Origin of the sequence: Streptococcus sp. C300 (assembly GCF_000187645.1) — a bacterium.
GTDB lineage: Bacteria > Bacillota > Bacilli > Lactobacillales > Streptococcaceae > Streptococcus > Streptococcus oralis_CQ.
Window position 1 is genome coordinate 223217 of sequence record NZ_GL732468.1, and the last position, 23761, is coordinate 246977.

The window sequence follows — 23761 nt, forward strand, 5'->3', positions numbered from 1 at the left end:
TGAAGTTTCGGCACCAATACAGCTTTTTCTTTGCCTCCTTAGCTCAGCTGGCAGAGCAGCGGACTCTTAATCCGTGGGTCACAGGTTCGATCCCTGTAGGGGGCATCTAAATACAACAGGAAAAGCCTTGATAACCAAGGCTTTTTTGCTTATCTATAACTGATTTGCCTCATCATTTGCCCCACTTTTAAATCTATCTTTTCTTTTTGAACCAAATTACATCTTTACAAATAGTGTAAAGCCAGTTACTTTTGCTTTGATGCCATACAATATTTTCATGTAGAGAAGACAAATTTTATCTTCTCTTTTTATTTTCAAAATAATAAAAACTGATTTTCTTTTCATAAATCAGACTGAAACTTCCAAATTTTCCATTTTGTTTATTGATATTTCCTCTAAAAAGGTGTATAATATGTTTATTATCAAACTATACTATACTATATAGGGGGTATTGAAATGAAATTTTCTAATCGTTTATCGCTATTCCTTGCAGGAGTTATTTTTGTCCTTTTAGCACTCTTTCTATTTACAGACCCAGTAGCTAATCTTGTTGCTTACAGCTGGTGGATTGCATTTGGTTTACTGGTTGCTTCTATAGCAGCTATTTTAGGCTATTTCTCTGTACCAAAAGTGCTTCGCTCACCAGCTCATCTTTTCCAAGGGATTGTTAATCTTCTCTTAGCTCTTTACCTCGTTGCCTATGGCTTTGTGACGCTGCCAGTTGTCATTCCAACTATTTTAGGAATTTGGTTAATTGTAGAAGCCATTATAGCTTTCTTTAAAGGCAATCGTCTGGGATTGATTTTCCCTATTATTGGCAACCATATCATGTGGATAGCGTTGCTTGCATTTTTACTAGGTCTAGTGATTTTGTTCAATCCAGTAGCTACAAGTGTCTTTGTCGTTTATGTCGTTGCCTTTGCATTTTTAATTGTTGGTTTCACCTATATCCTTGATGCCTTTCGTAAATAATCTAGCTGCCATTTTGGGCATATTAAAATAGCTGGGAAGTTACATTCTCAGCTTTTTCTGTTGCCTCCTTAGCTCAGTTGGTAGAGCAGTAGACTCTTAAGCTATGGGGCGCAGGTTCGAGCCCTGCAGGGGGCACATCTAAATCAACAGAAATAAGCCTTGAAACCAAGGCTTTTTTTAACGTCTAATAGCTTTTTGTAGAAAAGTATTTAAAAATAAAAGAGAAGAGAATCTCTCACTCTCTTCTCAGTATATCTTATTAAATTTAGTTTTTCTTAATCTAGCTGATTTTCCTTTGCAACGACAAATTCCTTAACCAATCGATAGATAACAGCAAATATCGGTGTAAAGAATATCATCCCAAGTAAGCCAAAGAGATTGCCTCCAATACTAGCAGCCGCAAGCGTGAAAATAGCTGGCAAACCAATAGACTGACCTACAACTCTAGGATAAATAAGGTTTCCTTCAATCAGCTGTATAACTTGATATAGAAGAAGAGAAAGTAAGGCTTGAGTAGGACTCACTGTGAAGATAAAAATCGCTCCCACAACACAAGCAATCATAGGCCCTACATAAGGAATGAACGATAGCACTCCTGCAAAGATACCTGTCATTACTCCATAGGGTATCCCAAACACGCTGTAACCAACCGCTATCATAACTCCTATGATAACTGCTTCAATCAGCTGAATCATCAAAAATTGGTCATAAGTCTCTAGTGCTACTTGTCCAATGTAAGTCAACTTTATCACCACCTTCTCTGGAAGAAAAACTTTTAGAAGTCGACTCGTCATCGCTGCCAGATGTTCCTTACTGGATAAAAATGAAAAGGTGAAGACTATAATCAAAAAGGCATTCATCAAACTTGAAAAAATATTGCCGATATTACTAGTCAGACCTGATAAAAAACCTATCAAAGCTTGGCTAATAGAACTAGATTGTCCCTGTATGCCTGATACGATAGTTGACAACATGTCTTTGGTTACAAATTCCGAGCTGCCTAGCAATTTCCCAAGTTGAGTAAGGACTGTTGAAAGGACTGTTCCCAGCTGACTAATAGTCTGGGCTAGGGTTGGCAGCACCAAAACCAAAAGAGCAATCACGATTAAGATAAGAGCTAGGAAAACAAGTACCATGGCAATCGGACGACGCAACTCTGCCTTTACCTTCAATTTAACTAAGTACTGTTCAATTTTTTTCATAGGAACATTAAGCACAAAAGCAATAACAGCACCATAAATCAAGGTTGATATTACATCAAAGAGAGAGATTGCTCCTGATATAAAGCTCGATGCATTCAGAATTACAAGAGCAACCAGCCCTATAAAAAGTATTAACGGGGTGTATTTTTTTACTAAGTTCATAAATTCTCCTTAATAAACATGTTTAGATACGACTATACTATTTGGTTTTTCAAACTCTCGATTAAGGTAGGCTTGGTAAGTTCCTGGAGCGATAAATCCTTTGGGTGAGAGGATATCGGTGCCAGCCTGACCGACTATGGTATCAGCCAAGAGCACACAGTTTGTAGATAAGACAAAGTAGGATTTAAACTTAGATTTGATAAATTTATAAAGTTCCCCATCTGTCTCATGTCTGATTTTATAAGCGTAGGTGTAGTCTTCCTTACCATCACCTGTCGTGATTTTATCCGCACTTGGCTCCCATGGAATCGTCAGTTGTTTCAATTCAGCCAACTTTTTCTGAACTGCTTTTTCCATTTCAGGTGTCAAATCTATTCCGTAACCAAAAAGTGTTTTTTGACTCTCACGTTTACATAGATCAATGTACTTATCGCGGTCACAGAAATATAAGACACCATCTCCTACCATACCAAATAAGGTCTCAGATGACGGATCATAGTTGCCATAAGAAATAACACGGCCCTGATAGCAGATATCCACATGACCAATAGCTGAAAACAGGGAGGTCTCAGCTGTATGAACAAAAATTTCTAGCTCTGCTGTCTTACCAGACTTCACTATTCCAAGATGGATATCTTCTTCCTCATCAGCATTTTCCAGCATAAATTTGTTAATTTTTGCTAAAGTTCTTGCAGGGATGAGAGCGGCTAGGACAATAGGTAAGCTAATTCTAATGCGACGTTTGAGATGGTTTTTCCCAATTTCCTCCTCAAACAAGAAACCATCACGGATATTGGACACACCATAAAGGAAAAAATAAGCCCCTAATACAAAGAGTTGAAAGACAGAATTTCCTGTAGAGGACAAAAGACTAGTCCCACCAAGAAAAACTAGTACGAGTCCATCTAGTAAGAGACGAAAACGAGGTCGAATTTTGTTTTTGCGGTAGAGAACATAGGTGACAAGGTTAATACTAGCATGAAAAATCTGATAAACTCCAATCACAAGAGCCAAAATATAAATCGGCACATCCGTCGCAAGATTGGAGCCAAGCAAATATCCCAGCACTAACAATTTAACCAGTGCAACTCCCAAGGTGTCCGTTGACTGACTTTTTTTGAAAATACGTAATACTAAATCTAAGACCGTTGCTATCCAAGCTAAAAACAGAACCAGTCGAATAACCTTTACTGGCAACCAAGTCCCCGTGACCATCAAGATGAGACCTAGCAGAACAAACAAGAACCCCTGAGCAAGTAATTTCTTACCTGTCAGACCTAAAGATAGAATTTTCGCCATATAAAAACCTTTCAACAATAAAAATTAAACACTCCGATTAAACTGACTAGTAAATAGCCAACACTACAAACAGCCTGTGCCAGCAACATATGGTGACTAGAAATGACTGTAGTAATGTCACCATCTTGTCTTATGCACTTCTAAAATTTGTTATATTGATTAGAAACCAGAGCTTATAAAAACTAGCTAAACTCGAGAGATAGACACAATTGCGACGAAAAAATGTATAACCAATTCAACTTGTTAAGGTAAGAAAGCATTATTTCCAATCTATTAATTATTCATCTATTACCTATTATGACACAATATTCCCTATAGTTCAACTTTTTACTTGTTTTTATATTACACGGACTAAAAAGTTTTCAACAGTTGATTGCATTTGTTTTAATAAGTTTTAACCTTTCTTGGTTAGATAAAAAAAGAACCATACAGTTTAGAATCTGTATGGTTTTTGCCCCACTTTTGTCCCATTTTTAAATCATGACATTGAAAATACCTAAAATCACTTATATTTCAACTTTTTAATTACTTTCAAGATGATATAGTCTCCCAAATCCATGGGGGCATCTACATACAACAGGAAAAGCCTTGGAATCAAGGCTTTTTTGTTTACTTAAAATAATATCTCCCTTTTAAAGAAAGAACATTTAAAAGCTTACACACTACTAGACGTGCTTACTTATCCACCACCTGAGCTTCAAATTGGGCTGGTTGGTTGTCTACATTGGTAATGGTTATCGTGTAGGGCTTGTTATTGGTGGCATCAAACACTTTTTCACCTTGGTAACTCACAACAACTCCATCTTTTTCTAAATAAATATCTGCTTGGTTGTTTGGAAGTTCTTCATCCTCCTCATCGAAACCATGGCTTTTTGTAATTTTTTGTCCCTCTACTTCATAGTAAACATCACCATTACTCTCACTCCAAACACTAGAGCCAGTTAATTTAATTCTGCTTGAATCATTTTTCTTCAAGATGAAGATTGAATAGTATTCCAAATCTTGCGTTCTGGGATTTACTCTTAAGTTGACGGATTGACCTGGTTGAAGAGTGTATTTGCCATAGTTCAAAACGGAAAAGACAAACCAGACTAGCAGCAAACTATACAAGACTCCTATAATCGTTCGTGAGCGCCTACTCTTAAACAAACGTAAAAGTAACACAAAAGAGACAATAAAGAGCAATTCTGTAAACATTCTTGTCCCTCCTTTCTCATTATCGTTGAAATCCTAAACAGAATCTCGCCTCCATTTCTCACTAGTAACATCAACCATACAAAGTCTGATACATCTTATCTAGAAAAGCTTTCAACTCTTTTCGAACAATCTTTAATAAGCGTTCTTCTTCGGCTTGAGATATCATCACACTTTCTTTATTTTGATTACTAATATAAGAATAGTATCTACGTTTTAGGGTTAATTGCTTATCTAAAATATAGTAGGCATTTATTTTTTCCTCATTTACCATTGTTTCAAATATAACAGAGACTTCATCCCTGCCAGGATTCAACATTTTCAAATCAATGTCTCCTTTTATCCCTATGGAGTCAATTCCTCCATCCAAGCGAATGGCACCGTCGGGAGGAACGACATAGCCTGCTTTACGAATGTCAGACGCATATCTCCCTGAATCCGTTAAATGTTTTAAGACGGCTATAGTGTCCTTTTCTTCAAAGGAGGTTTTTAATTGGAACCGTTCTTGGTGGCTTTGATACTGAAAATAAAGAGTGATACCAACAACTAAGGCAAGTACAGAAGCGAGCAAGATTCGTATTTTTCTAGGTCTCGACATTTTTTCTCCTCTATCTAAGAAATCATAGTAATCTTGTTTCTAACTTTGAAAGATAACTTCCTTTTCCTTGAAAATCCTTGGAACTCTAACTCAAGTGACTGTTATCTGCCCTTTTTCATGATGTATTTTCGTATAGGTGTTTCGACCATTTGAACGATTTCAAATCCTTCTTTTTGGTAAAGATTGTAAGCTGTTTGATTTGCCTCGTAGACATTTAGAGAAATAGTATCTATGTCTTCATTTTCAAAGGCCAAACCAACAAATTTTCTTAAAGCCTGGCTACCTAAGCCCTGCCCCTGTTTCTGGGGGTTGATAAAAAATCTCCCGATATGAAGATTCCTATCTTCTAGCCTGATTTTCTGGATAAGGCCAACAAACTCTCGCCCATCAAAGATTGAAAAGATTCCTTCCAAATCTTGCAAGACTTGATTTGTCAAGGGAAAAGGAATCATTGTTCCCATCCATTGTTCTTGAAAGGATTTGCCAAGGGAGTTGGACCATTGGCATACGTGCTGAGCATTTTCTGTGCTCATATTTTCTTCAAAACGAATCATCATCTTGACCTCACCATTTTATCTATGTTTCTCCATTATACTACTTCTCCTATTTTTTACGAATAGATAAGTATGATTGATCTTTATTTTTTTCTTGTCGGGAGCATTCTCGCTTCTTTCTTAGGTTTGGTCATTGACCGTTTTCCTGAGCAATCCATTATTCGACCAGCTAGTCACTGCGATTCCTGTCAGACTCGCTTGCGTCCGTTGGATTTGATTCCTAACCTCTCGCAGGTATTTAATCGCTTTCGCTGTCGCTACTGCAAGATTCGTTATCCTGTCTGGTATGCCCTCTTTGAACTCGGCTTAGGAATCCTCTTTCTAGCTTGGTCTTGGGGATGGATTTCCTTGGGTCAAATCATCCTCATCACTGCTGGCCTGACCTTAGGAATCTATGACTTTCGCCATCAGGAATATCCCTTGCTGGTCTGGATGACTTTCCACCTAATCCTCATGGCTTTCTGTGGTTGGAATCTAGTCATGGTCTTCTTCATTATCCTTGGAATCATGGCTCATTTCATAGATATCCGCATGGGTGCAGGGGATTTTCTCTTTCTGGCTTCTTGTGCGCTCGTCTTTAGCGTGACAGAATTACTCATCTTGATTCAGTTTGCTTCTGCGGCAGGGATTTTAGCCTTTCTTTCGCAAAAGAAAAAGGAAAGACTTCCTTTTGTGCCTTTCCTCTTACTTGCTGCTTGTGTGATTATTTTTGGTAAGCTACTGCTTGTTTGATAAAGTCCTGAATCGGCTCTCCTTGGTGGAGAGCTTTTACAATTTTCGAACCAACGATAACACCATCTGACACCGCATTAAAGCGTTCTACATCTGCTTGACTAGATACGCCAAAACCTGTCAAGACTGGAATGTCAGCTACTTGATGCAATTGCGCCAGGTGCTTGTCCAAGTCTGCACGGTAATTTCCTGATTTTCCTGTTACCCCATTGATGGCAACGGCATAGACGAAGCCTTCTGCCCCTGCAATCAACTCTTTTTGACGCTCGAGTCCTGTCGTCAAACTAACTAGGGGAATCAAGGCAATGTCTGTATCTGCCAAAAAAGGCTCCACAAAGTTGGCATGTTCATGAGGCAGGTCTGGGATAATCAATCCCTTAACCGCTGTATCTGCCAAATCTTTGACAAATTTCTCAACACCATACTGAAATAGGGGGTTGAAGTAGGTCATGATGACCAGTGGCACTTCAGTCTGAATGCTTTTCAAGGTTTCAACCAAAGCCTGGGTAGAAGTTCCGTGAGCTAGACTGCGCAAGCCAGCTTCTTCGATCACAGGTCCATCTGCAACAGGGTCTGAAAAGGGAATACCCACTTCAATGGCTGAAACACCCAAATCTTCTAAAAAGTGGATTGTTTCAGCGAGACCATTCAAACCTTTCTCATGGTCTCCAGCCATGATATAGGGAACGAAAATTCCTTTTCCAGTTGCTTTGATAGCATTCAATTTTTCTGTTAGTGTCTTAGACATGGACTTCTCCCTTCTTTGCTTCATCTGCTTCCAAGCGGTCTTTGACTTGAACTACATCCTTGTCCCCACGACCGGATAGGCAGACAATCATAGACTTGTCTGGTCCGAGTTCTTTGGCCAATTTCACTGCAAAGGCGATAGCATGGCTAGATTCCAAGGCTGGGATAATACCTTCCACGCGAGACAAGAGTTGGAATCCTTCCAAGGCTTCCTCATCTGTCACAGGAACATAGCTGGCACGTTTGATATCGTGGTAGTGAGAATGTTCTGGACCGATACCAGGATAGTCCAAACCTGCTGAAATAGAAAAGGCTTCTAAGATTTGTCCGTGTGCATCTTGGAGCACATCCATAAGCGAACCGTGGAGAACACCCGGACGACCCTTGGTCAAGGTAGCTGCGTGATGCTCTGTATCCACACCTAGTCCTGCTGCTTCAGCCCCATACATAGCTACAGACTCATCTTCTACAAAGGGATGGAAGAGACCGATGGCATTAGAACCACCACCAACACAAGCTACTAGGGCATCTGGCAAATCTTGACCTGTTAAGTCACGGTATTGTTGTTTGGCTTCTCGACCGATGACACTTTGGAAGTCACGAACGATTTCTGGGAAAGGATGAGGCCCCAAGGCAGAACCAAGGATATAGTGAGTATCATCGATATTAGCCACCCATGAACGAAGGGCCGCATTAACCGCATCCTTGAGCACGCGCGAACCATCTGTCACAGCCTCAACCTTGGCTCCCAAAAGCTCCATACGGAAGACATTAAGAGCTTGTCGTTTGACATCTTCCTCACCCATATAGATGGTACATTCCATGTTAAAGAGGGCTGCAGCTGTTGCAGTTGCCACACCGTGCTGACCAGCACCAGTTTCAGCGATAATTTTCTTTTTACCCATACGTTTAGCCAGAAGAACTTGCCCTAAGGCATTGTTAATCTTGTGGGCCCCTGTATGGTTGAGGTCTTCCCGTTTGAGATAAATCTTGGCTCCACCGATATGCTGGGTCAAGTTTTTTGCATCGTAAAGGGGAGTTTCACGTCCTACGTACTGGCGCAAAAGTTGGTTCAATTCCTCTTGGAAGCTTGGGTCTGCCTGACTTTCACGATAAGCTTTTTCCAACTCCAAAACTGCTGTCATCAATGTTTCTGGGACGAAACGTCCGCCGAATTTTCCGTAAAATCCATCTTTATTTGGTTCTTGATATGCCATGCTTTACCCTCTCTATAAATCTTCTAATCTTTTCCTGATCTTTCTGTCCATCTGTCTCCACTCCACTCGATACATCTACTGCATAGGGAGTAAAGTGTTGAATTGCTTTTGCTACATTGTCTTCATTAAGCCCACCTGCGATGAAAAATGGCTGGGCTAGTCCAGACGTATCCAGTTGACCCCAGTCAAAGGTCTTACCACTCCCAGCCACAGGGGCATCAAAGAGGAGATAATCCGCCTGAGAATTAGGCACATGCCCCTCTCCATCCACCTGCACAGCCTGAATGCTGGCACAAGGTAAATCCTCAAACAACTCATCCGCCACCTGACTGTGAACTTGAACTAGGTCCAAGCCAACCTTTTCAATCGCTTCTAGCAATTCTGCTCGACTTGGTGAAACAAATACACCAACCTTTTTTATATCTGCAGGAATAAGCTTTGCCAGCTCAGCAGCCTCTTCCAAGGTCACCTGTCTTTTACTGGGTGCGAAGACAAAACCGATGTAGTCTGCCCCTGCTGATACGGCTGTCTCTACCGCTTCTTTGTTCGACAATCCACAAATCTTAACCTTTGTCAATCTGCAACTCCTTGATTCTCTGGGCTACATCTTCTGCCTGCATGAGAGCTGTTCCCACCAAAATTCCGTTAAAGTATGGTGCTACTCGTTTTGCATCCTGCCCTGTGAAAATAGCAGATTCAGAAATGTAATAGCGACCTTCCTTAAAGTACTGGGCCAAGTCTACACTGGTCTGCAAGTCGACTTCAAAGGTGGTCAAGTTGCGGTTATTAACCCCAATAATCTCAGCACCCAGTCTGTGGGCTACCTCTAGTTCAGCTAGATTGTGAGTTTCCACCAAGACTTCCAGACCAAGCTCTGTCGCGTAGTCATACAGTTCCTTGAGCCGTTCTTCTGACAAGGCCGCGACGATGAGCAAGATAACTGTTGCACCGGCATTGCGAGCACGGATGATTTGCTTTTCGTCGATGATAAAGTCCTTGTTGAGCGTCGGAATCTGCACCTGACTAGAAATCTCTCGTAGATAATCCAAATGTCCTTTAAAGAAAACTTCATCTGTCAAAACCGAAATCATCACTGCGCCGTTCGCTTCATAAGTCTGGGCCTGTTGCACAATATCCACATCTAGATTGATATCTCCCAGACTAGGGCTAGCCTTCTTGACCTCAGCGATTACCTGCAAACGGTCCTGGTGATTCTTCAAAAATTCTGCCAAGCGATAAGTCTGGCGCAAGGGCTGGATTTCCTCCAGCTCCATTTGCTCGACCTCACGCGCCTTCTGCTCCAAAATTCGTGCTAAAAATTCCTGACTCATTTTTGATACTCCTGTAACAGTCTGAGTTTTTCTAGGGCCTTACCACTAGCAATCACTTGACGGGCCAAGGCAACTCCTTCCTTGATACTAGCTACCTTACCATTGGCATAGAAACCAAGACCAGCATTCAAGACTGTCGTTTCCAAGAATGGACTTGGTTCATTTTGAAGAACGCTAACAAGAATGGCTGCATTCTCATGAGCATTTCCCCCACGAATGTCCTCAATGGCAATGCGTTCCATTCCCAAATCTTCTGGGGTAAAGGTTGACAAAGTAATTTCTCCATTTTTAAGAAGGGCAATGCTGGTAGTTCCATTCAAACCAGCTTCATCCAATCCTTCTGGACCAGCTACTACAATGGCACGTTTGCGACCCATATTTTTCAAAACCTGAGCTGTACTTTCTAGAAGTTCTGGACGACTAATGCCAAGCAGCTGTGTTTCCAAGGCCATTGGGTGAATCAGTGGACCAGTCAAGTTCATGATTGTTGGGATTCCCAATTCCAAGCGAGCTGGCATGATGTATTTCATAGCTGGGTGCATATTTTTAGCAAAGAGAAAGACGATTCCAGTTTTATCAAAGACCTTACCTAGTTCAGCTGGTTTGAGGTCAAGATTGATGCCTAATGCTTGAAGGACATCTGCCGAACCTGATTTAGAGGAAATCGAACGGTTACCGTGCTTGGCCATGTGAATGCCGCCACCAGCCAAGACAAAGGCTGCAGTTGTTGAAATGTTAAAGCTGAAGGACTTGTCTCCACCAGTACCACAGTTGTCCATGGCGTCATGAATCTCAGTTGGAATGTGTTGGGCATGCCCTCTCATGACTTGTGCAATGGCTGTGCGCTCTTCCGGTGTTTCCCCCTTCATCTTAAGAGCTAAAAGGAGAGAAGCAATCTGCGCTTCGGTTACACGCCCAGTTACGATACGCTCAATGACGTCCGTCATTTCCACACCTGATAAATGTTCAAATTTTGCTAGTTTTTCAATAATCTCTTTCATCCTAGTTTCCTCACTTTACAACATTCTCGATAAAATTCCGAATAGAAGACAAGCCATCTGGCGTTCCGATACTCTCTGGATGGTACTGGAAGCCATAAATCGGCAGGCTTTTGTGTTGAATTCCCATAATAGCTTGGTCATCAGTCGAACGAGCTGTCACTTCAAAGTCTTCTGGCATTTCTTCAATCAAAATGCTGTGATAACGCATGACTGGACGACCATCCTCAATGCCTTGATAGAGAACAGATGGCGCTTCAAAGCTGATATTGCTCTGTTTCCCATGCATGACCTTTGGAGCCAAACCTAGCTTACCACCAAAGACTTCTGCGATGGCTTGGTGCCCCAAACAAATCCCTAGAGTCGGCTTCTTACCTGCAAAGTCACGAATCATGTCTTCCATCTTTCCCGCATCAACCGGCCAACCAGGACCGGGAGAAAAAACCAGACCATCTGCTTTTTCAGCTTCTTCATACAGCTTGGGATCGTCATTTCTCAAGACCTGCACTTCTGCAAAATTCCCGATGTATTGCGCCAAGTTATAGGTAAAAGAATCATAGTTGTCAATCAATAAAATCATGGTCTTAGTTCTCCAATTCTAGTCATAGATTTAGCCTTGTTAATGGTTTCTTGGTATTCATTTTGGGCGATAGAGTCATAGACAATCCCTGCCCCAGCCTGCACATAGGCTGTTTGATCTTTAAGAATCATGGTTCGGATGGCGATAGCGAAATCCATATCACCCGTCGCAGACAAGTAACCGATTGCTCCTGCGTATACACCACGTTTTTCCGTCTCCAGTTCATAGATGCGTCTCATGGCCCGAATCTTTGGTGCTCCTGAAACTGTCCCAGCTGGAAGTGTGGCTTTCAAAGCATTCATGGCAGTGAGTTCGGGAAGCAAACGCCCTTTCACCACGCTGGTCAAATGCATGACATAGCGGAAAAGCTCCACTTCCATATACTTGGTGACTTGGACACTGGCTGTTTCAGAGATGCGGCCGATATCATTGCGCCCCAAATCTACTAACATCCGATGTTCTGCTGTTTCCTTCTCATCAGAAAGCAGGTCTGTCGCCAAGGCCTTGTCCTCTTCATCTGTAGCTCCTCTTGGCCGCGTACCAGCAATCGGATTGGTTGTCACGATGCCATTTTTGACAGAAACCAAACTTTCAGGACTGGCACCGATGATTTGATAATCCCCAAAGTCATAAAAATAGAGGTAATTGGATGGATTAGTCACGCGAAGATTTCTGTAGAAGTCAAATGGATTTCCAGTAACTTCTGCTGAGAAGCGTTGACTGAGTACACATTGGAACATATCCCCGTTACGAATCAAGTCACGAGCGGTTTCCACCATTTCTTCAAACTTCTGAGGAGCAATATGCGGTTTGAAGTCCAGCGGAGATAAATCCAAGTCTTCAAATTCATTTGGAGCAGGGATGCGTAATTCCTCCAGCACTTGATTCAAGGCTTCTTCCAAATCTTCTTGACTACGCTCGCTGTAAAGAGCATCCTCGATGACATGGATTTTTTCCTTCTTGTGGTCAAAGACCATATAGCTCTCATAGATAAAGAAATGCATGTCTGGCATCCCAATCGTATCCTCAGGGATTTGACCAATTTCTTCATAGAGCGAAATCATATCGTAGCCCACAAAACCAATGGCTCCCCCACCAAAAGGTAGGTCTGAATGGTGCTGGCTCTTATGAGTCACTTCATAAAGGAAATCCAAAGGATCCCGATCAATCACTTGACCATTTTGATAAAGGACTCCATTTTCAAACTGAATCTCAAAAACCGGATTATAGGCTAGGATAGAAAAACGAGCGGTTTCCTTGTCTCTCGGAATACTCTCTAGGATAACCTTGTGTTGCCCTTTTAAGCGCATATAAGCCAAGATTGGTGATAAGACATCTCCATGAATGATTCGTTCCATTGTAATTTCCCTTTCAGTTTCTTATTTTTAATTTTTGGTCTTTTTTCTATTTCCCTTAAATAGTGCGGACGGGAGGTAAAATTATCCAGTGGATGATTTTAGAAATCCATGAAATGAAAGACCTAATTTTCGAGCTCCTCGCTCATTCATTTCTAGGCTCAGGCTAAAATAGTTCCCCAAACTATTTTACTCTCAAAAATTCCGTTCTAGAGAAGCATCTTTGCTTCTCTAGAATACCACTATAGCGGGAAATAGCGGGTCAATGCTCACTTCGTTAGCAAATATTTTATAGAAATCTATCTAGTGATGAAGCATAATTTAAAACTGATAGCCATATCTACGATAAATATATAAAAATCCCCACGCAAAATAACTTGCGTGAGGACGAAATTCGCGGTGCCACCTCAATTATAGGATTTCTCCTATCTCTCATTCCTGTCTCAGAACTTTCCTATAACAGGCTGTGCGATAAAGGGCACTCCCTTGAGAATTATGTTTTCTTCTCTCGTTTCAGATGGACCCAACCTTACAGCTTTCTCTGCTTGTTTCCAGCAACCACAAGCTCTCTGTGAGAGAAAAGACTGTAATTTTTCCATCTCTTATTTTTTAGCTTCTAGGTAGTCTGCAATAGCAGCTACGTCCTTGTCTCCACGACCAGAGACATTGATGATGATAATGTCATCCTTACTAAGTTTCGGTGCACGTTTGACTGCTTCTGCGATAGCGTGCGAACTTTCAATCGCTGGGATAATCCCTTCAGTCTTGCTTAGTAAAAGCAAGGCTTGAACGGCTTCTTCGTCTGTCGCTGCTACGTATTCTACACGGCCAGAATCTTTAAAGTAGGCGTGTTCTGGACCAACCCCTGGATAGTCCAATCCAGCTGAGATAGAGTAAACTGGAGCTAGCTCTCCATCTTCCTTAAAGACTGCATAGGTCTTCATACCATCGACAATTCCGACACTACCTTTTGTCATAGTGGCTGCGTGCTTGTCAGTATCAAGTCCGTGACCGGCAGCTTCGACCCCAACCAATTTGACTTCTTCATCAGCCACATACTGTGAAAAAGCACCGATAGCATTGGAACCACCACCTACACAGGCAATGACGTAGTCTGGTAAACGGCCTTCTTTTTCCAAGATTTGACGGCGAGATTCTTCACTGATGACCTTTTGGAATTCATGAACAATTGTAGGATAAGGATGAGGTCCTACAGCAGATCCCAAAACGTAGAAGGCTTCAAGGTCATTCATCCATGCTCCAAAGGCTGCATCAACCGCATCCTTAAGAGTTCGTGTCCCCGTTTCAACTGCGTGAACAGTCGCTCCCATCATCTCCATGCGGAAGACATTGAGTCGTTGACGCTCCACATCTTCTGCACCCATGTAGACATCACAAGCCATACCAAACTTGGCTGCAGCAGCTGCTGTCGCAACACCGTGCTGACCAGCTCCTGTTTCTGCGATCACTCGTTTTTTGCCCATACGTTTGGCAAGAAGAATTTGTCCTAAAACGTTGTTAAGTTTGTGAGAACCAAGGTGGTTAAGATCTTCGCGCTTGAGATAAATCTTAGCGCCACCTAAGTGATCTGTCAAACTTTCCGCAAAATAAAGCGGTGTTTCACGACCTGAATAATCCTTCAAGTAATGGCGAAATTCTGCCAAAAACTCTGGATCATCGTTGTATTTGTCAAATGTCATTTCCAACTCATCCAACAAAGCCTGAATCGGCTCCGGTACAAAACTACCACCAAATTGTCCAAAATAACCTTTAGTTGTCATAAATTTTTCCTCTTTCCATATTAATTCGGCTTTTTGTTTGCTTTTAGTAGTAGGCAAGGAGCTGCAGATAGAACTCAAGTTCATCAAAGCGACTTAACGCCCTAATAAAAGATAAACAAAATGACCGAAAGAAAAAAGCCCACACACAGAATCTACTTCCATGTGAGGGCGTTGGTAACGCGGTGCCACCTCAATTATAAAGGGACTATTCCCCTTTACATCTCTGCCTTGTCTAACAACAAGTTGCACTATAAGGTGTGCGCACCGAATTTTCATTGTTTCAAATTCATTTTTAAAATCAGCCCACTTTCACTACTTTCAACCACCTGTTCACAATCACCACAGGCTCCCTGAAGATCAAATATAGTTACTTTTCTGATTTATTGAGAATATTATATGTTATTGTTCTATCTTTGTCAAGATTTTTTTATAATTTTTTTCCAGAACCAAGGATTTCTTCGGAAATTCTCACCAAAGTCTTAACGATATAGTCTACTTCTTCATCGCTTAGTTTAGTATGAAGAGGGAGCGTAATTTCATTTTCAAAGAAGGCATAGGCTCTTGGATAATCTGCCATATCAAAACCAAGATTCTTATAGGCTGTCAAGAGAGGAAGCGGTTTGTAGTGTACATTACTTGCAATTCCTGCTTTGGCCAATTCTTGAATGATAATATTGCGTTCTTCTAAGCTTGCTCCTTCTACATGAGTGATGTATAGGTGGCGTGAAGATTCAACAGTATCAGTCTTGTGTGCCAATGGACGGATACGAGAACCTGCAAAACCTCGATCGTAGCGGTCCACGATGTCCTTACGACGTTGTAGCAAAGCTGGGTAACGATCCAATTGTACCAAACCAATCGAAGCCATGATATCCGTCATGTTGCACTTGTAGGCTGGTGTTACGATATCGTATTCCCATGAACCCAATTGCATCTTGGCAAGAGCATCTTTGGTTTGACCATGAAGGGAAAGGATTTGGAACTCCTTGTACATCTCTTCGTCGTCAATCGCTGGATTGGCTTTCCAAGTCGCACTTCCTCCCTCAGCCGTTGTAAAGTTCTTAACGGCATGGAATGAGAAGGAAGTAAAGTCAGCGATCGAACCAGCTGGTTGCCCTTTGTAAGTAGATCCCAAAGCATGGGCACTATCAGAGACAATCACAATACGGTTAAAGGCTTTTTGCCACTTGCTAGCAGCTGTAAAGAGATCACGTTTTTTCTCCACAACTTGGAACAAACGGTCATAGTCGCACACAATCCCTGCAAGCTCAACAGGAATAATCACCTTAGTTTTCTCAGTAATAGCTTGCTCAAGCAAGTCATAGTCCATTTCAAAAGTATCTGCTTGAATATCCACCATGACAGGTGTCGCTCCTACGTGTGTGATGACACTACATGAAGCTGTATAGGTCATAGCTGGAACGATGACTTCATCACCTGGTCCCACTTCCAAAACACGTAAAATCAACTCAAGGGCAGCAGTCGCAGAGTTGAGGCAGACAGTCTTAGGTGTCTGTGTGTATTGAGACAAGCGACGCTCCAGTTCTTTTGTCTTCGGACCTGTTGTGATCCAACCAGAACGCAGGGTATCTGCTACTTCAGCAATTTCAGCTTCAGTGATATCGGGCGGTGAAAATGGAATATTGTAATTTGGCATTGATTTGCTCCTTTTATCTGTACTCATTTTCTCATGACTACTTTATTTTAGCACTTCAAACACGGTTTGAAACATGATTTTGATGTCTCCAAGGAAACTAAACTCTCGGAGATAGGCGAGGTTATAGCGCATCTTCTCAGGAAGGACGTGCTCTACATAGGCCTGATCAACCGTTAGGCCTTTCTCCGTCATTTGACTGATGATGGTGTCTTCATCCTTGTAGTTGATGCTGGCTGGAGAGGTGATTCCTGCTGGCAAGAGCAAGGTCGCCATCATTTCAGGGCTATACTGCTCGGTGTAACGTGGTACCTCAGGTCGTGTGCCTACAAAGGACATCTCACCTTTAAGGACATTGACTAGCTGAGGCAGTTCATCCAAGCGCACACGACGAATGAAATTCCCAACCTTGGTAATGCGACTATCGTTAGCAGAAGTCACCAGACTTCCTTTTTTATCCGCATCCGTCACCATAGTACGGAACTTCCAAATCTTGAACGGACGGTTGTACTGGGTCACGCGCTCTTGCTTGTAAATGACAGGTCCCTTGCTATCCAACTTGATCCAAATGCTCAAGATAAGAAAGATGGGAGAAGTCAAAAGTAGCAAAAACAGGGCCAGAACCCAATCCAGGCAACGCTTGAAAATCAGCGAACCCTTCCTTTTAGAGACAAGCTGGTAGTAAGACTCAACCTCGCTTGATTGCATTTCCACGGGCAAGTCTTCCCATTTCAGCATGCTGTTTCTCCTTTGTTTTTATTATACTATTTGTCAACATTTTTCATTATACCACAAAATGGAAAAGGCGGTGCAAGAAATCTGTGATTTGAAGAATTTCCTTCTTATACTCAATGAAAATCATAGTGCAGCTTTGAGGTTGCAGATAAAGCTGACATGGTCTGAAGAGATTTTCAAAGAGTATTAGGACATGGCACCTGCCTGCAAGCTATACATCTTGTGATAGGTTCCTCCCAAGGCCAAGAGTTCCTCATGGGTTCCACTCTCGATGATGCGTCCCTTGTCCAAGACATAGATGCAGTTGGCGTCCTGGATGGTCGAAAGGCGGTGGGCGATAGCAATGGTTGTCCGCCCCTTTCTCATCTTAGCTAGGGAATCTTGAACCAAACTTTCTGTTTCAGAGTCAATATTGGCTGTCGCTTCATCCAAAATCAAGATTTTAGGCTGACTTGCGACTGTTCTGGCAAAGGCAAGAAGCTGACGCTGTCCAGTAGAAAAGCTCGAACCACGCTCAGACACAGGTGCATCATAACCCTGCGGAAGCTCCTGAATAAAGGAATCTGCATCCACAAAGACAGCTGCATCCTTTACTTGCTCATCACTAATCTCTTGATACATGGCGATATTGGACTTGATAGTCCCGTGATAGAGGAAGGGATCCTGCAAGACCAGACCGATGTTCTTTCTCAGTTCTTCCTGGCCGTAGTTTCGGATATCCACATCATCCAAGAGAACTCTCCCTGACTGAAATTCATAAAAACGCATGAGGACATTGATAATGGAAGATTTCCCTGAACCTGTATGTCCTACAAAGGCAATGGTTTCGCCCTTGTTAACTGAAAAGGAAATATCATCCAGAATCGGATGTTTACCATCATAAGAGAAACACACATGTTCAAAACGGATATTGCCCTCTTGGACTTTGGCTTGCTCATCTTCTTGAAGAGGCTCATAGGTCCTCTCATCAATCAAGGCAAAGACACGGCCTGCAGATACCATGGACGTTTGAAGGGTTGAAAAGTTTTGCGTCACCTCAATCAGAGGATCAAAGAGACGATTGATATACTGGATAAAGGCATACATGGTTCCTGCTGTTATTCCCAGATAAAGCCCACGGTAGCCAAAATAGGCCATCAAAACAGCGTAGCCTAGAAGTTTCAACAAACTCATGGCAGGACGTAAAAAGAGGGCATCCAAGGCGACAGAACGGTTGGCATAGACCAAGTGTTCTTGGTTGATTTCATCAAATTCTGCCTGAAGGCGCTTCTCTTGGTTGAAGGCCTGGATAATCCTGATTCCCTCGATATTCTCTGCCAGCTTACTATTGATATCTGACAAGAGACTTCTGGTTTTCTCGATGATTTTCACTGACTTTTTCCGGTAGAGATTGACCAAAAGGAAAATCAAGGGAAGAAAGAGCAAGACTAAAGCTGTCAAACGAAAATCCAGCACCAACATGGTATACAGAGTTGTCAGAAAGATGAAAACTGCTGAAATAAAGCTGGATAAAATCCCTGAAAACATATCACTGATGGTCTCGGTATCATTGGTCAAACGAGAAACGATGGAGCCTGCTGGCGTCTTGTCAAAATAAGACATGCCGAGTTTCTCCATATTGGCAAAGGCATCGCGACGAATATCTCTGACAATACTGTAGGACACCCGCGCAAAGAGAAGATTTCCAACATACTGAACCAGAGTTTGCAGGAGATAAAGACCATAGTAGGCCAGCAAAACGGTAACGGCCAGTTGATTAAGATTGCTGAGGTACTGGTCGATAAAGTGGGAAGCCACAAGGGGAATGACACTTTTAATGACCGTCGTCGCGAGGAGAAAACTGAGTGCCAAAAAGGTCAGGAGGCCATAGGGCTTGAGATAGGACATCAAGCGCTTCAATACAGCCCATTGTTCTTTCTTATTCTGCATCTTCTTCTCCTTTCATTTCCAACTGCTGAGACTGGTAGGTTTGGGCATACCAGCCATCTAGGGCTAGCAGGTCTTCGTGCGTACCTCGTTCGATAATCTGTCCATTTTGCAGAACCAAGATCAAATCTGCATGGACGACTGCACTGAGGCGATGTGCTGTAATAATAGTTGTCTTGTCCTTCCGCGTCTCCTTGAGATTGTCGATGATCGCATACTCTGTCTTGGCATCCACGGCGGACAGGGAATCATCTAAAATTAAGATATCAGGGTCTAGAATCATAGCTCGACTCATGGCTAGGCGCTGCTTTTGCCCACCTGAAAGACTGACTCCTTTTTCACCAATCAACGTATCAAATCCCTGAGGCATATCTACAATATCTTGGTAAACTTGGGCTAGCTTAGTCGCTTCCTCAACTGCTGAAAGGGGCAAGTTAGGATTGCCAAAGCGGATATTGTCTAAGATAGAGGTCGCAAAGAGGAACTGGTCCTGAGGGACATAGCCCATGAGACTACGAAGGTCTGTCAGAAGATAGTCCCGAATATCATGACCATTTAGGTAAATAGCTCCCTTATCCACATCGTATTCACGCAAAAGGAGCTTAATCAAGGACGTTTTCCCAGAGCCTGTCTGTCCTACCAAGCCCAGAGTTTGTCCTTTTTCCAAGCTAAAATGAATATCCGTCAGTGTTTCTTCATTTTCAAAGGCAAAGCTGTCAATAGCATATTCCAAGCGCCCATTTTCAATACTGTCCAGAGGAAACTCAGGGTCCTGTACAAGTGATTCCTGAGACAAGAGTTCCTCAATTCGCTGGTAAGAAACCTTTCCTCGCTGAGTGATATTAAAGAGGAAACCAATAGCCATAAGAGGCCAGACCAGCATATCCAAGTAGCTGATAAAGGTGACCAGATTCCCAACTGTAATCTGCCCCTCCTGAACCATCAAGGAACCGACCAAAAGGGTTAAAACATAGGAGGAACCAACAAACAAGAGAACCATGGGGTCAAAGAGACTATCGTACTTCCTGGTTTGGAGATTCTTTTGGAAGGTCAATTCATTTACTGCTTGAAAGGACTTCAACTCATCCGCCTGATAACCGAAAGACTTGGTTACTTTGATACCTGATACAGACTCCTGTACCTTATTATTGAGTTCAGAAAAGGCTGCTTGTGACTCGCCAAAGGCCTTGTGGGTCTTTCTCCCTAGACGACTGGTCGCATAAGCCATAAAAGGCAGGGGAAGAATAGCAACCAGAGTCATCTGCCACGAAATGCTAAAAAGCATGGTCAGCAAAGTCACCAGCGCCGTGATGGAAGCATCCACTGCTGACATGACTCCTCCACCTGCAAGACGAGTTAGGGCATTGATATCATTGGTGGCGTGTGCCATCAGGTCTCCCGTTCGATAGGTCTGATAAAAGGCTGGCGACATTTTTGTGAAATGCTCAAACAATCGAGAGCGCATAATCTGCCCCAGACGGTAGGAAGTTCCAAGGATATACATGCGCCAAACATATCGCAGATAGTACATCCCAAAGGCTGCCAGCAGCAGATAAAATAGATTAAGAAGGAGGTCCTGATGGGTTAATTGCCCCGATGTAATGGCATCAATCACCCGCCCCATAACCATGGGAGGAATGAGATTGAGGACGGAAACCAAGACCAAGGCCATAATCCCGACTAGATAACGGCGTTTTTCTAACCTGAAAAACCACCAAAGTTTTTGAATAATGGACATAAAATCCCTTTCTGATTGCAAATGGAAACCTGAGGCCAAGACTCAATGAAAATCAAAGAGCAAACTAGGAAACTAGCCGCAGGCTGCTCAAAGCACTGCTTTGAGGTTGTAGATAGAACTGACGAAGTCAGTAACCTACATACGGCAAGGCGGCATTGATGCAGTTTGAATTTGATTTTTGAAGAGTACAAGACCCCAGGTTTTTCTTATTCATAAGTTACGACTGAGACGACACCCTTGTCATACTCAGCGATAAAGATATTGGCCACATTGTCATACCCTTGTTTACTGAGGTTATCAAGCAGCCATTCTTCGCTGCGACCAATGGTCTCCAAAATTTCGACTTGGATAACACCGTCTGTGACAACAGGATACTTGGGATTCTCATCTCCCATTTGGACTACGATGAGTTGACCGTTCTGCTCCTGCATAGCGCGTTTGACTTGTTTCATTTGGAAAATTCCCTGGCTACGGAGCTTAAGTGCTACGTCCGCTGCTGATAAACCAACCGAACGGCAGGCTTCTGGATCAATCTTCCCATTTTTGATGAGCAGAGTTGGCTTCCCATCAATCAAACGTTTCACAAAGTAAACATTATTGTTCAGCCATTTGAGAGTCAAGACCAGAATGGTCCACATAATCAGGATAACTGCATACTGAAGGATACTGATGGCACTATTGTAAATCACCCCACCGATGATACCCCCGAGTACATAGTTCTGAATTTGGTCTATCGCTGAGTTAGGCGCTAGGTTACCCTTTCCTGTCACATTGATTACAAAAACCAGAGAAAAGAGACCCAAGGCTAGTTTGATTAAAATTTCGATATAATTGAGTGTCATTTGTTCACCTCCACCAGTTCAATTGCATCTGTTTTATACAATTCGACTTTCTCTAGCAGGTACTTGTATGGCTCACTTCCGTTCAAGGCACGATAATAGCGATCTCCCACCTTGATAAGTGCGCCATCCGTGTCCGCAGAAGTATTGACATAGACCTCTGACTTGTCTACTCCCAATTCTTTGGAAACAAGCTCGATGAAATGAAGTGAAGCTTGAAATTTATTATTAGATACTTGATTGTTTTGATAAGTTGTGATGCTGACCAAAAAGAGAGCTAATAAGGTCAAAGCTGAAATCATGACCAACTCACGAAATTTGGTCCCCTTTTTATCTCGATAGGCTTTAAAAGCAAAAAATCCTGTGATAGCTAGGAGAACAATTCCAAAGCCAATCATGATGCCATTTTGCTGACTGATTTGGCTAAGTACATAGTCATATGAGTAAAATTTCATTTATTTTCACTCCCTTTCATAAAATCATTCTTAATTATAAACGAAAGAGGGTGATTTTTCAAACCATACGTTGGGGAAATACGCCTTTTTTTGGTATAATATAGTCTGTAATCTGAATGAAAAAGGTAAGTTTATGAAACTCATATCATGGAATATTGATTCCCTCAATGCTGCCCTAACGAGCGACTCAGCTCGTGCAAAATTGTCCCAAGAAGTCCTACAAACCTTGGTAGCTGAAAATGCTGATATTATCGCTATCCAGGAAACCAAGCTTTCTGCAAAAGGGCCTACAAAGAAACACTTGGAAATTTTAGAAGAACTCTTCCCAGGTTATGAAAACGCTTGGCGTTCCTCTCAAGAACCTGCTCGCAAAGGCTACGCTGGAACCATGTTCCTCTATAAGAAAGAACTCACACCAACGATTAGCTTCCCAGAAATCGGTGCTCCTTCTACCATGGACTTGGAAGGCCGCATCATCACCTTGGAATTTGATACATTTTTCGTAACCCAAGTATACACACCAAACGCTGGTGATGGGCTCAAACGCTTGGAAGAACGCCAAGTCTGGGATGTTAAATACGCTGAGTATTTGGCGCAACTAGACAAAGAAAAACCAGTACTTGCGACCGGAGACTACAACGTAGCCCACAAGGAAATCGACCTTGCAAATCCTGCCAGCAACCGCCGTTCACCTGGATTTACAGACGAGGAACGTGCTGGGTTTACCAACCTCTTAGCAACTGGATTTACCGATACCTTCCGCCACATTCACGGTGATGTCCCAGAGCGCTATACTTGGTGGGCACAACGCAGCAAGACTTCTAAAATCAACAATACAGGATGGAGAATAGACTACTGGCTTACCAGCAATCGCGTGGCTGACAAGGTGACTAAGTCTGACATGATTGACTCAGGTGCGCGTCAAGACCATACGCCGATTGTATTAGAAATTGAACTCTAAGGAGAAAGCTAATGGACTATCAAGCTGTCATTCCTGAATTTGTAGTATCTGACCTCGAAAAGTCACGCCACTTCTACTGCGACTTGCTGGGATTTTCTGTCGAATACGAGCGTCCAGAGGAGAAATTTCTCTTCCTCTCGCTTGAAGACTGCCAACTTATGCTAGAAGAAGGCAGCACAGAAGAATTAGCCCAACTAACCTATCCTTTCGGGCGCGGTGTCAATATTTCCTTTGGCATTGAAGATGTCCCTCAGCTCCACCAAAAACTGCTGGAAGCTGACTATCCTATCCATCGTCCGCTGACCAAAAGAGAATTTCGTGTTGGAGATCATTATATCTATCCTCACGAATTTGCAGTCTTGGATCCAGATGGCTATTTTTTAAGATTTAGCGAATAGAAGAATAAAAGGCTACAATACTTTCTAGCCTTGTAGCCTTTTATTCGTTCGCTTTTATGATCTATTTGCTAACAAAACATTTGATTTATAAAGCTAATTGGTGTAAAATAAAAACATTGGCAGTAGCCTGTTTAAAATTGAATATCATTTTACTTGTTTATGTCGTGAATTGGCACGACGTTTCTACAAGGTGCCGGAACACCTAACAATGAGTATGTCAGCTGAAGGTATGGTTTTGGCCATACCTATTTTGGGGACTTACTTAGGGGATTAAGTAGGTCCTTTTTCTATTACTATAGTAGAAACTCTAGACAAGCAAATGAAGCATCTTTT

Annotated in this window: 23 protein-coding genes, 2 tRNA genes, 1 riboswitch and 2 other annotated features; of the genes, 6 read left to right on the forward strand and 19 right to left on the reverse strand. The window is 42.3% G+C overall.

Features of this window, described 5'->3' with window-relative positions:
* Window positions 1-32: 32 nt before the first annotated feature.
* The 3 genes from HMPREF0849_RS07370 to HMPREF0849_RS07380 all read left to right on the forward strand — a co-directional run bounded on the left by HMPREF0849_RS07370 (window position 33) and on the right by HMPREF0849_RS07380 (window position 1107).
* Window positions 33-105 (forward strand) — tRNA-Lys (locus HMPREF0849_RS07370).
* Between the two features lie 351 nt (window positions 106-456).
* Window positions 457-972, forward strand: a complete 516-nt coding sequence (locus HMPREF0849_RS07375; protein WP_000672743.1) for a DUF308 domain-containing protein — start codon at window positions 457-459, stop codon at window positions 970-972.
* Between the two features lie 62 nt (window positions 973-1034).
* Window positions 1035-1107, forward strand: a tRNA-Lys gene (locus HMPREF0849_RS07380).
* Window positions 1108-1247: 140 nt separating this feature from the next.
* Here HMPREF0849_RS07380 and HMPREF0849_RS07385 read toward each other — a convergent pair.
* The 5 genes from HMPREF0849_RS07385 to HMPREF0849_RS07405 form a co-directional block, all read right to left on the reverse strand.
* Window positions 1248-2336: an AI-2E family transporter gene (locus tag HMPREF0849_RS07385; protein WP_001055020.1), complete on the reverse strand. Its 1089-nt coding sequence runs from the start codon at window positions 2334-2336 to the stop codon at window positions 1248-1250.
* 9 nt (window positions 2337-2345) lie between these two features.
* A complete protein-coding gene (locus HMPREF0849_RS07390) occupies window positions 2346-3635 on the reverse strand; it encodes a hypothetical protein (protein WP_001062782.1) in 1290 nt (429 codons plus the stop codon).
* 675 nt (window positions 3636-4310) lie between these two features.
* Window positions 4311-4832, reverse strand: coding sequence for a hypothetical protein (locus HMPREF0849_RS07395; protein WP_000493727.1), 522 nt, complete (start codon window positions 4830-4832; stop codon window positions 4311-4313).
* 70 nt (window positions 4833-4902) lie between these two features.
* Window positions 4903-5427 carry a hypothetical protein gene (locus HMPREF0849_RS07400; RefSeq protein WP_000089608.1) on the reverse strand — a complete coding sequence of 175 codons (525 nt, stop codon included), beginning with the start codon at window positions 5425-5427 and terminating at the stop codon, window positions 4903-4905.
* 101 nt (window positions 5428-5528) lie between these two features.
* Entirely contained in the window at window positions 5529-5984 is a 456-nt protein-coding gene (locus HMPREF0849_RS07405) for a GNAT family N-acetyltransferase (RefSeq protein WP_000973465.1), read from the reverse strand.
* A gap of 69 nt (window positions 5985-6053) precedes the next feature.
* Between HMPREF0849_RS07405 and HMPREF0849_RS07410 the strand changes: the two genes are divergently transcribed.
* Window positions 6054-6713 carry a prepilin peptidase gene (locus HMPREF0849_RS07410; protein ID WP_000566519.1) on the forward strand — a complete coding sequence of 220 codons (660 nt, stop codon included), beginning with the start codon at window positions 6054-6056 and terminating at the stop codon, window positions 6711-6713.
* On the opposite strand, the gene trpA is transcribed toward HMPREF0849_RS07410, so the two are convergent.
* From trpA to HMPREF0849_RS07495, 14 genes are all read right to left on the reverse strand, one after another.
* Window positions 6685-7461, reverse strand: coding sequence for a tryptophan synthase subunit alpha (trpA, locus tag HMPREF0849_RS07415; RefSeq protein WP_000047740.1), 777 nt, complete (start codon window positions 7459-7461; stop codon window positions 6685-6687). The genes HMPREF0849_RS07410 and trpA overlap by 29 nt on opposite strands.
* On the reverse strand, window positions 7454-8677 hold the full coding sequence (trpB, locus tag HMPREF0849_RS07420) for a tryptophan synthase subunit beta (protein ID WP_000331261.1): 1224 nt from the start codon (window positions 8675-8677) through the stop codon (window positions 7454-7456). The genes trpA and trpB (HMPREF0849_RS07420) overlap by 8 nt, the downstream gene beginning before the upstream one ends.
* Entirely contained in the window at window positions 8655-9254 is a 600-nt protein-coding gene (locus tag HMPREF0849_RS07425; protein ID WP_000169868.1) for a phosphoribosylanthranilate isomerase, read from the reverse strand. The genes trpB (HMPREF0849_RS07420) and HMPREF0849_RS07425 overlap by 23 nt, the downstream gene beginning before the upstream one ends.
* Window positions 9241-10008, reverse strand: coding sequence for an indole-3-glycerol phosphate synthase TrpC (trpC, locus tag HMPREF0849_RS07430; protein WP_000076523.1), 768 nt, complete (start codon window positions 10006-10008; stop codon window positions 9241-9243). Before trpC ends, HMPREF0849_RS07425 begins: the two co-directional genes overlap by 14 nt.
* Window positions 10005-11009, reverse strand: coding sequence for an anthranilate phosphoribosyltransferase (gene trpD, locus HMPREF0849_RS07435; protein ID WP_000658676.1), 1005 nt, complete (start codon window positions 11007-11009; stop codon window positions 10005-10007). The genes trpC and trpD overlap by 4 nt, the downstream gene beginning before the upstream one ends.
* 10 nt (window positions 11010-11019) lie before the next feature.
* Window positions 11020-11586 (reverse strand): aminodeoxychorismate/anthranilate synthase component II, encoded by a 567-nt coding sequence (locus HMPREF0849_RS07440; protein ID WP_000601912.1) that lies wholly within the window; start codon window positions 11584-11586, stop codon window positions 11020-11022.
* A complete protein-coding gene (gene trpE, locus HMPREF0849_RS07445) occupies window positions 11583-12944 on the reverse strand; it encodes an anthranilate synthase component I (protein WP_000439660.1) in 1362 nt (453 codons plus the stop codon). The genes HMPREF0849_RS07440 and trpE overlap by 4 nt, the downstream gene beginning before the upstream one ends.
* 377 nt (window positions 12945-13321) lie before the next feature.
* Window positions 13322-13547: a binding site (T-box leader), on the reverse strand.
* On the reverse strand, window positions 13544-14722 hold the full coding sequence (gene trpB, locus HMPREF0849_RS07455; protein WP_000208435.1) for a tryptophan synthase subunit beta: 1179 nt from the start codon (window positions 14720-14722) through the stop codon (window positions 13544-13546). (Overlaps the previous feature by 4 nt.)
* Window positions 14723-14883: 161 nt before the next feature.
* Window positions 14884-15115: a binding site (T-box leader), on the reverse strand.
* A 34-nt stretch (window positions 15116-15149) separates the two neighbouring features.
* A complete protein-coding gene (locus tag HMPREF0849_RS07460) occupies window positions 15150-16379 on the reverse strand; it encodes a DegT/DnrJ/EryC1/StrS family aminotransferase (RefSeq protein ID WP_001134515.1) in 1230 nt (409 codons plus the stop codon).
* A 42-nt stretch (window positions 16380-16421) separates the two neighbouring features.
* A complete protein-coding gene (locus HMPREF0849_RS07465) occupies window positions 16422-17114 on the reverse strand; it encodes a sugar transferase (RefSeq protein WP_000922218.1) in 693 nt (230 codons plus the stop codon).
* 183 nt (window positions 17115-17297) lie between these two features.
* Window positions 17298-19040, reverse strand: coding sequence for an ABC transporter ATP-binding protein (locus HMPREF0849_RS07475; protein WP_001180026.1), 1743 nt, complete (start codon window positions 19038-19040; stop codon window positions 17298-17300).
* Complete coding sequence (locus HMPREF0849_RS07480; RefSeq protein ID WP_000022638.1) at window positions 19030-20775, reverse strand: ABC transporter ATP-binding protein; 1746 nt, start codon at window positions 20773-20775, stop codon at window positions 19030-19032. The genes HMPREF0849_RS07475 and HMPREF0849_RS07480 overlap by 11 nt, the downstream gene beginning before the upstream one ends.
* A 206-nt stretch (window positions 20776-20981) precedes the next feature.
* On the reverse strand, window positions 20982-21617 hold the full coding sequence (locus tag HMPREF0849_RS07490) for a DUF421 domain-containing protein (RefSeq protein WP_000174435.1): 636 nt from the start codon (window positions 21615-21617) through the stop codon (window positions 20982-20984).
* Window positions 21614-22069, reverse strand: a complete 456-nt coding sequence (locus tag HMPREF0849_RS07495) for a DUF3290 family protein (RefSeq protein WP_000675336.1) — start codon at window positions 22067-22069, stop codon at window positions 21614-21616. The genes HMPREF0849_RS07490 and HMPREF0849_RS07495 overlap by 4 nt, the downstream gene beginning before the upstream one ends.
* A 133-nt stretch (window positions 22070-22202) precedes the next feature.
* Between HMPREF0849_RS07495 and HMPREF0849_RS07500 the strand changes: the two genes are divergently transcribed.
* Together HMPREF0849_RS07500 and HMPREF0849_RS07505 are read left to right on the forward strand one after the other, a co-directional pair.
* Entirely contained in the window at window positions 22203-23030 is an 828-nt protein-coding gene (locus tag HMPREF0849_RS07500; RefSeq protein ID WP_000767443.1) for an exodeoxyribonuclease III, read from the forward strand.
* An 11-nt stretch (window positions 23031-23041) separates the two neighbouring features.
* Complete coding sequence (locus HMPREF0849_RS07505) at window positions 23042-23428, forward strand: bleomycin resistance protein (protein ID WP_000386232.1); 387 nt, start codon at window positions 23042-23044, stop codon at window positions 23426-23428.
* A gap of 133 nt (window positions 23429-23561) precedes the next feature.
* A riboswitch (purine riboswitch) is annotated at window positions 23562-23657 on the forward strand.
* The last annotated feature ends 104 nt before the right edge of the window (window positions 23658-23761 follow it).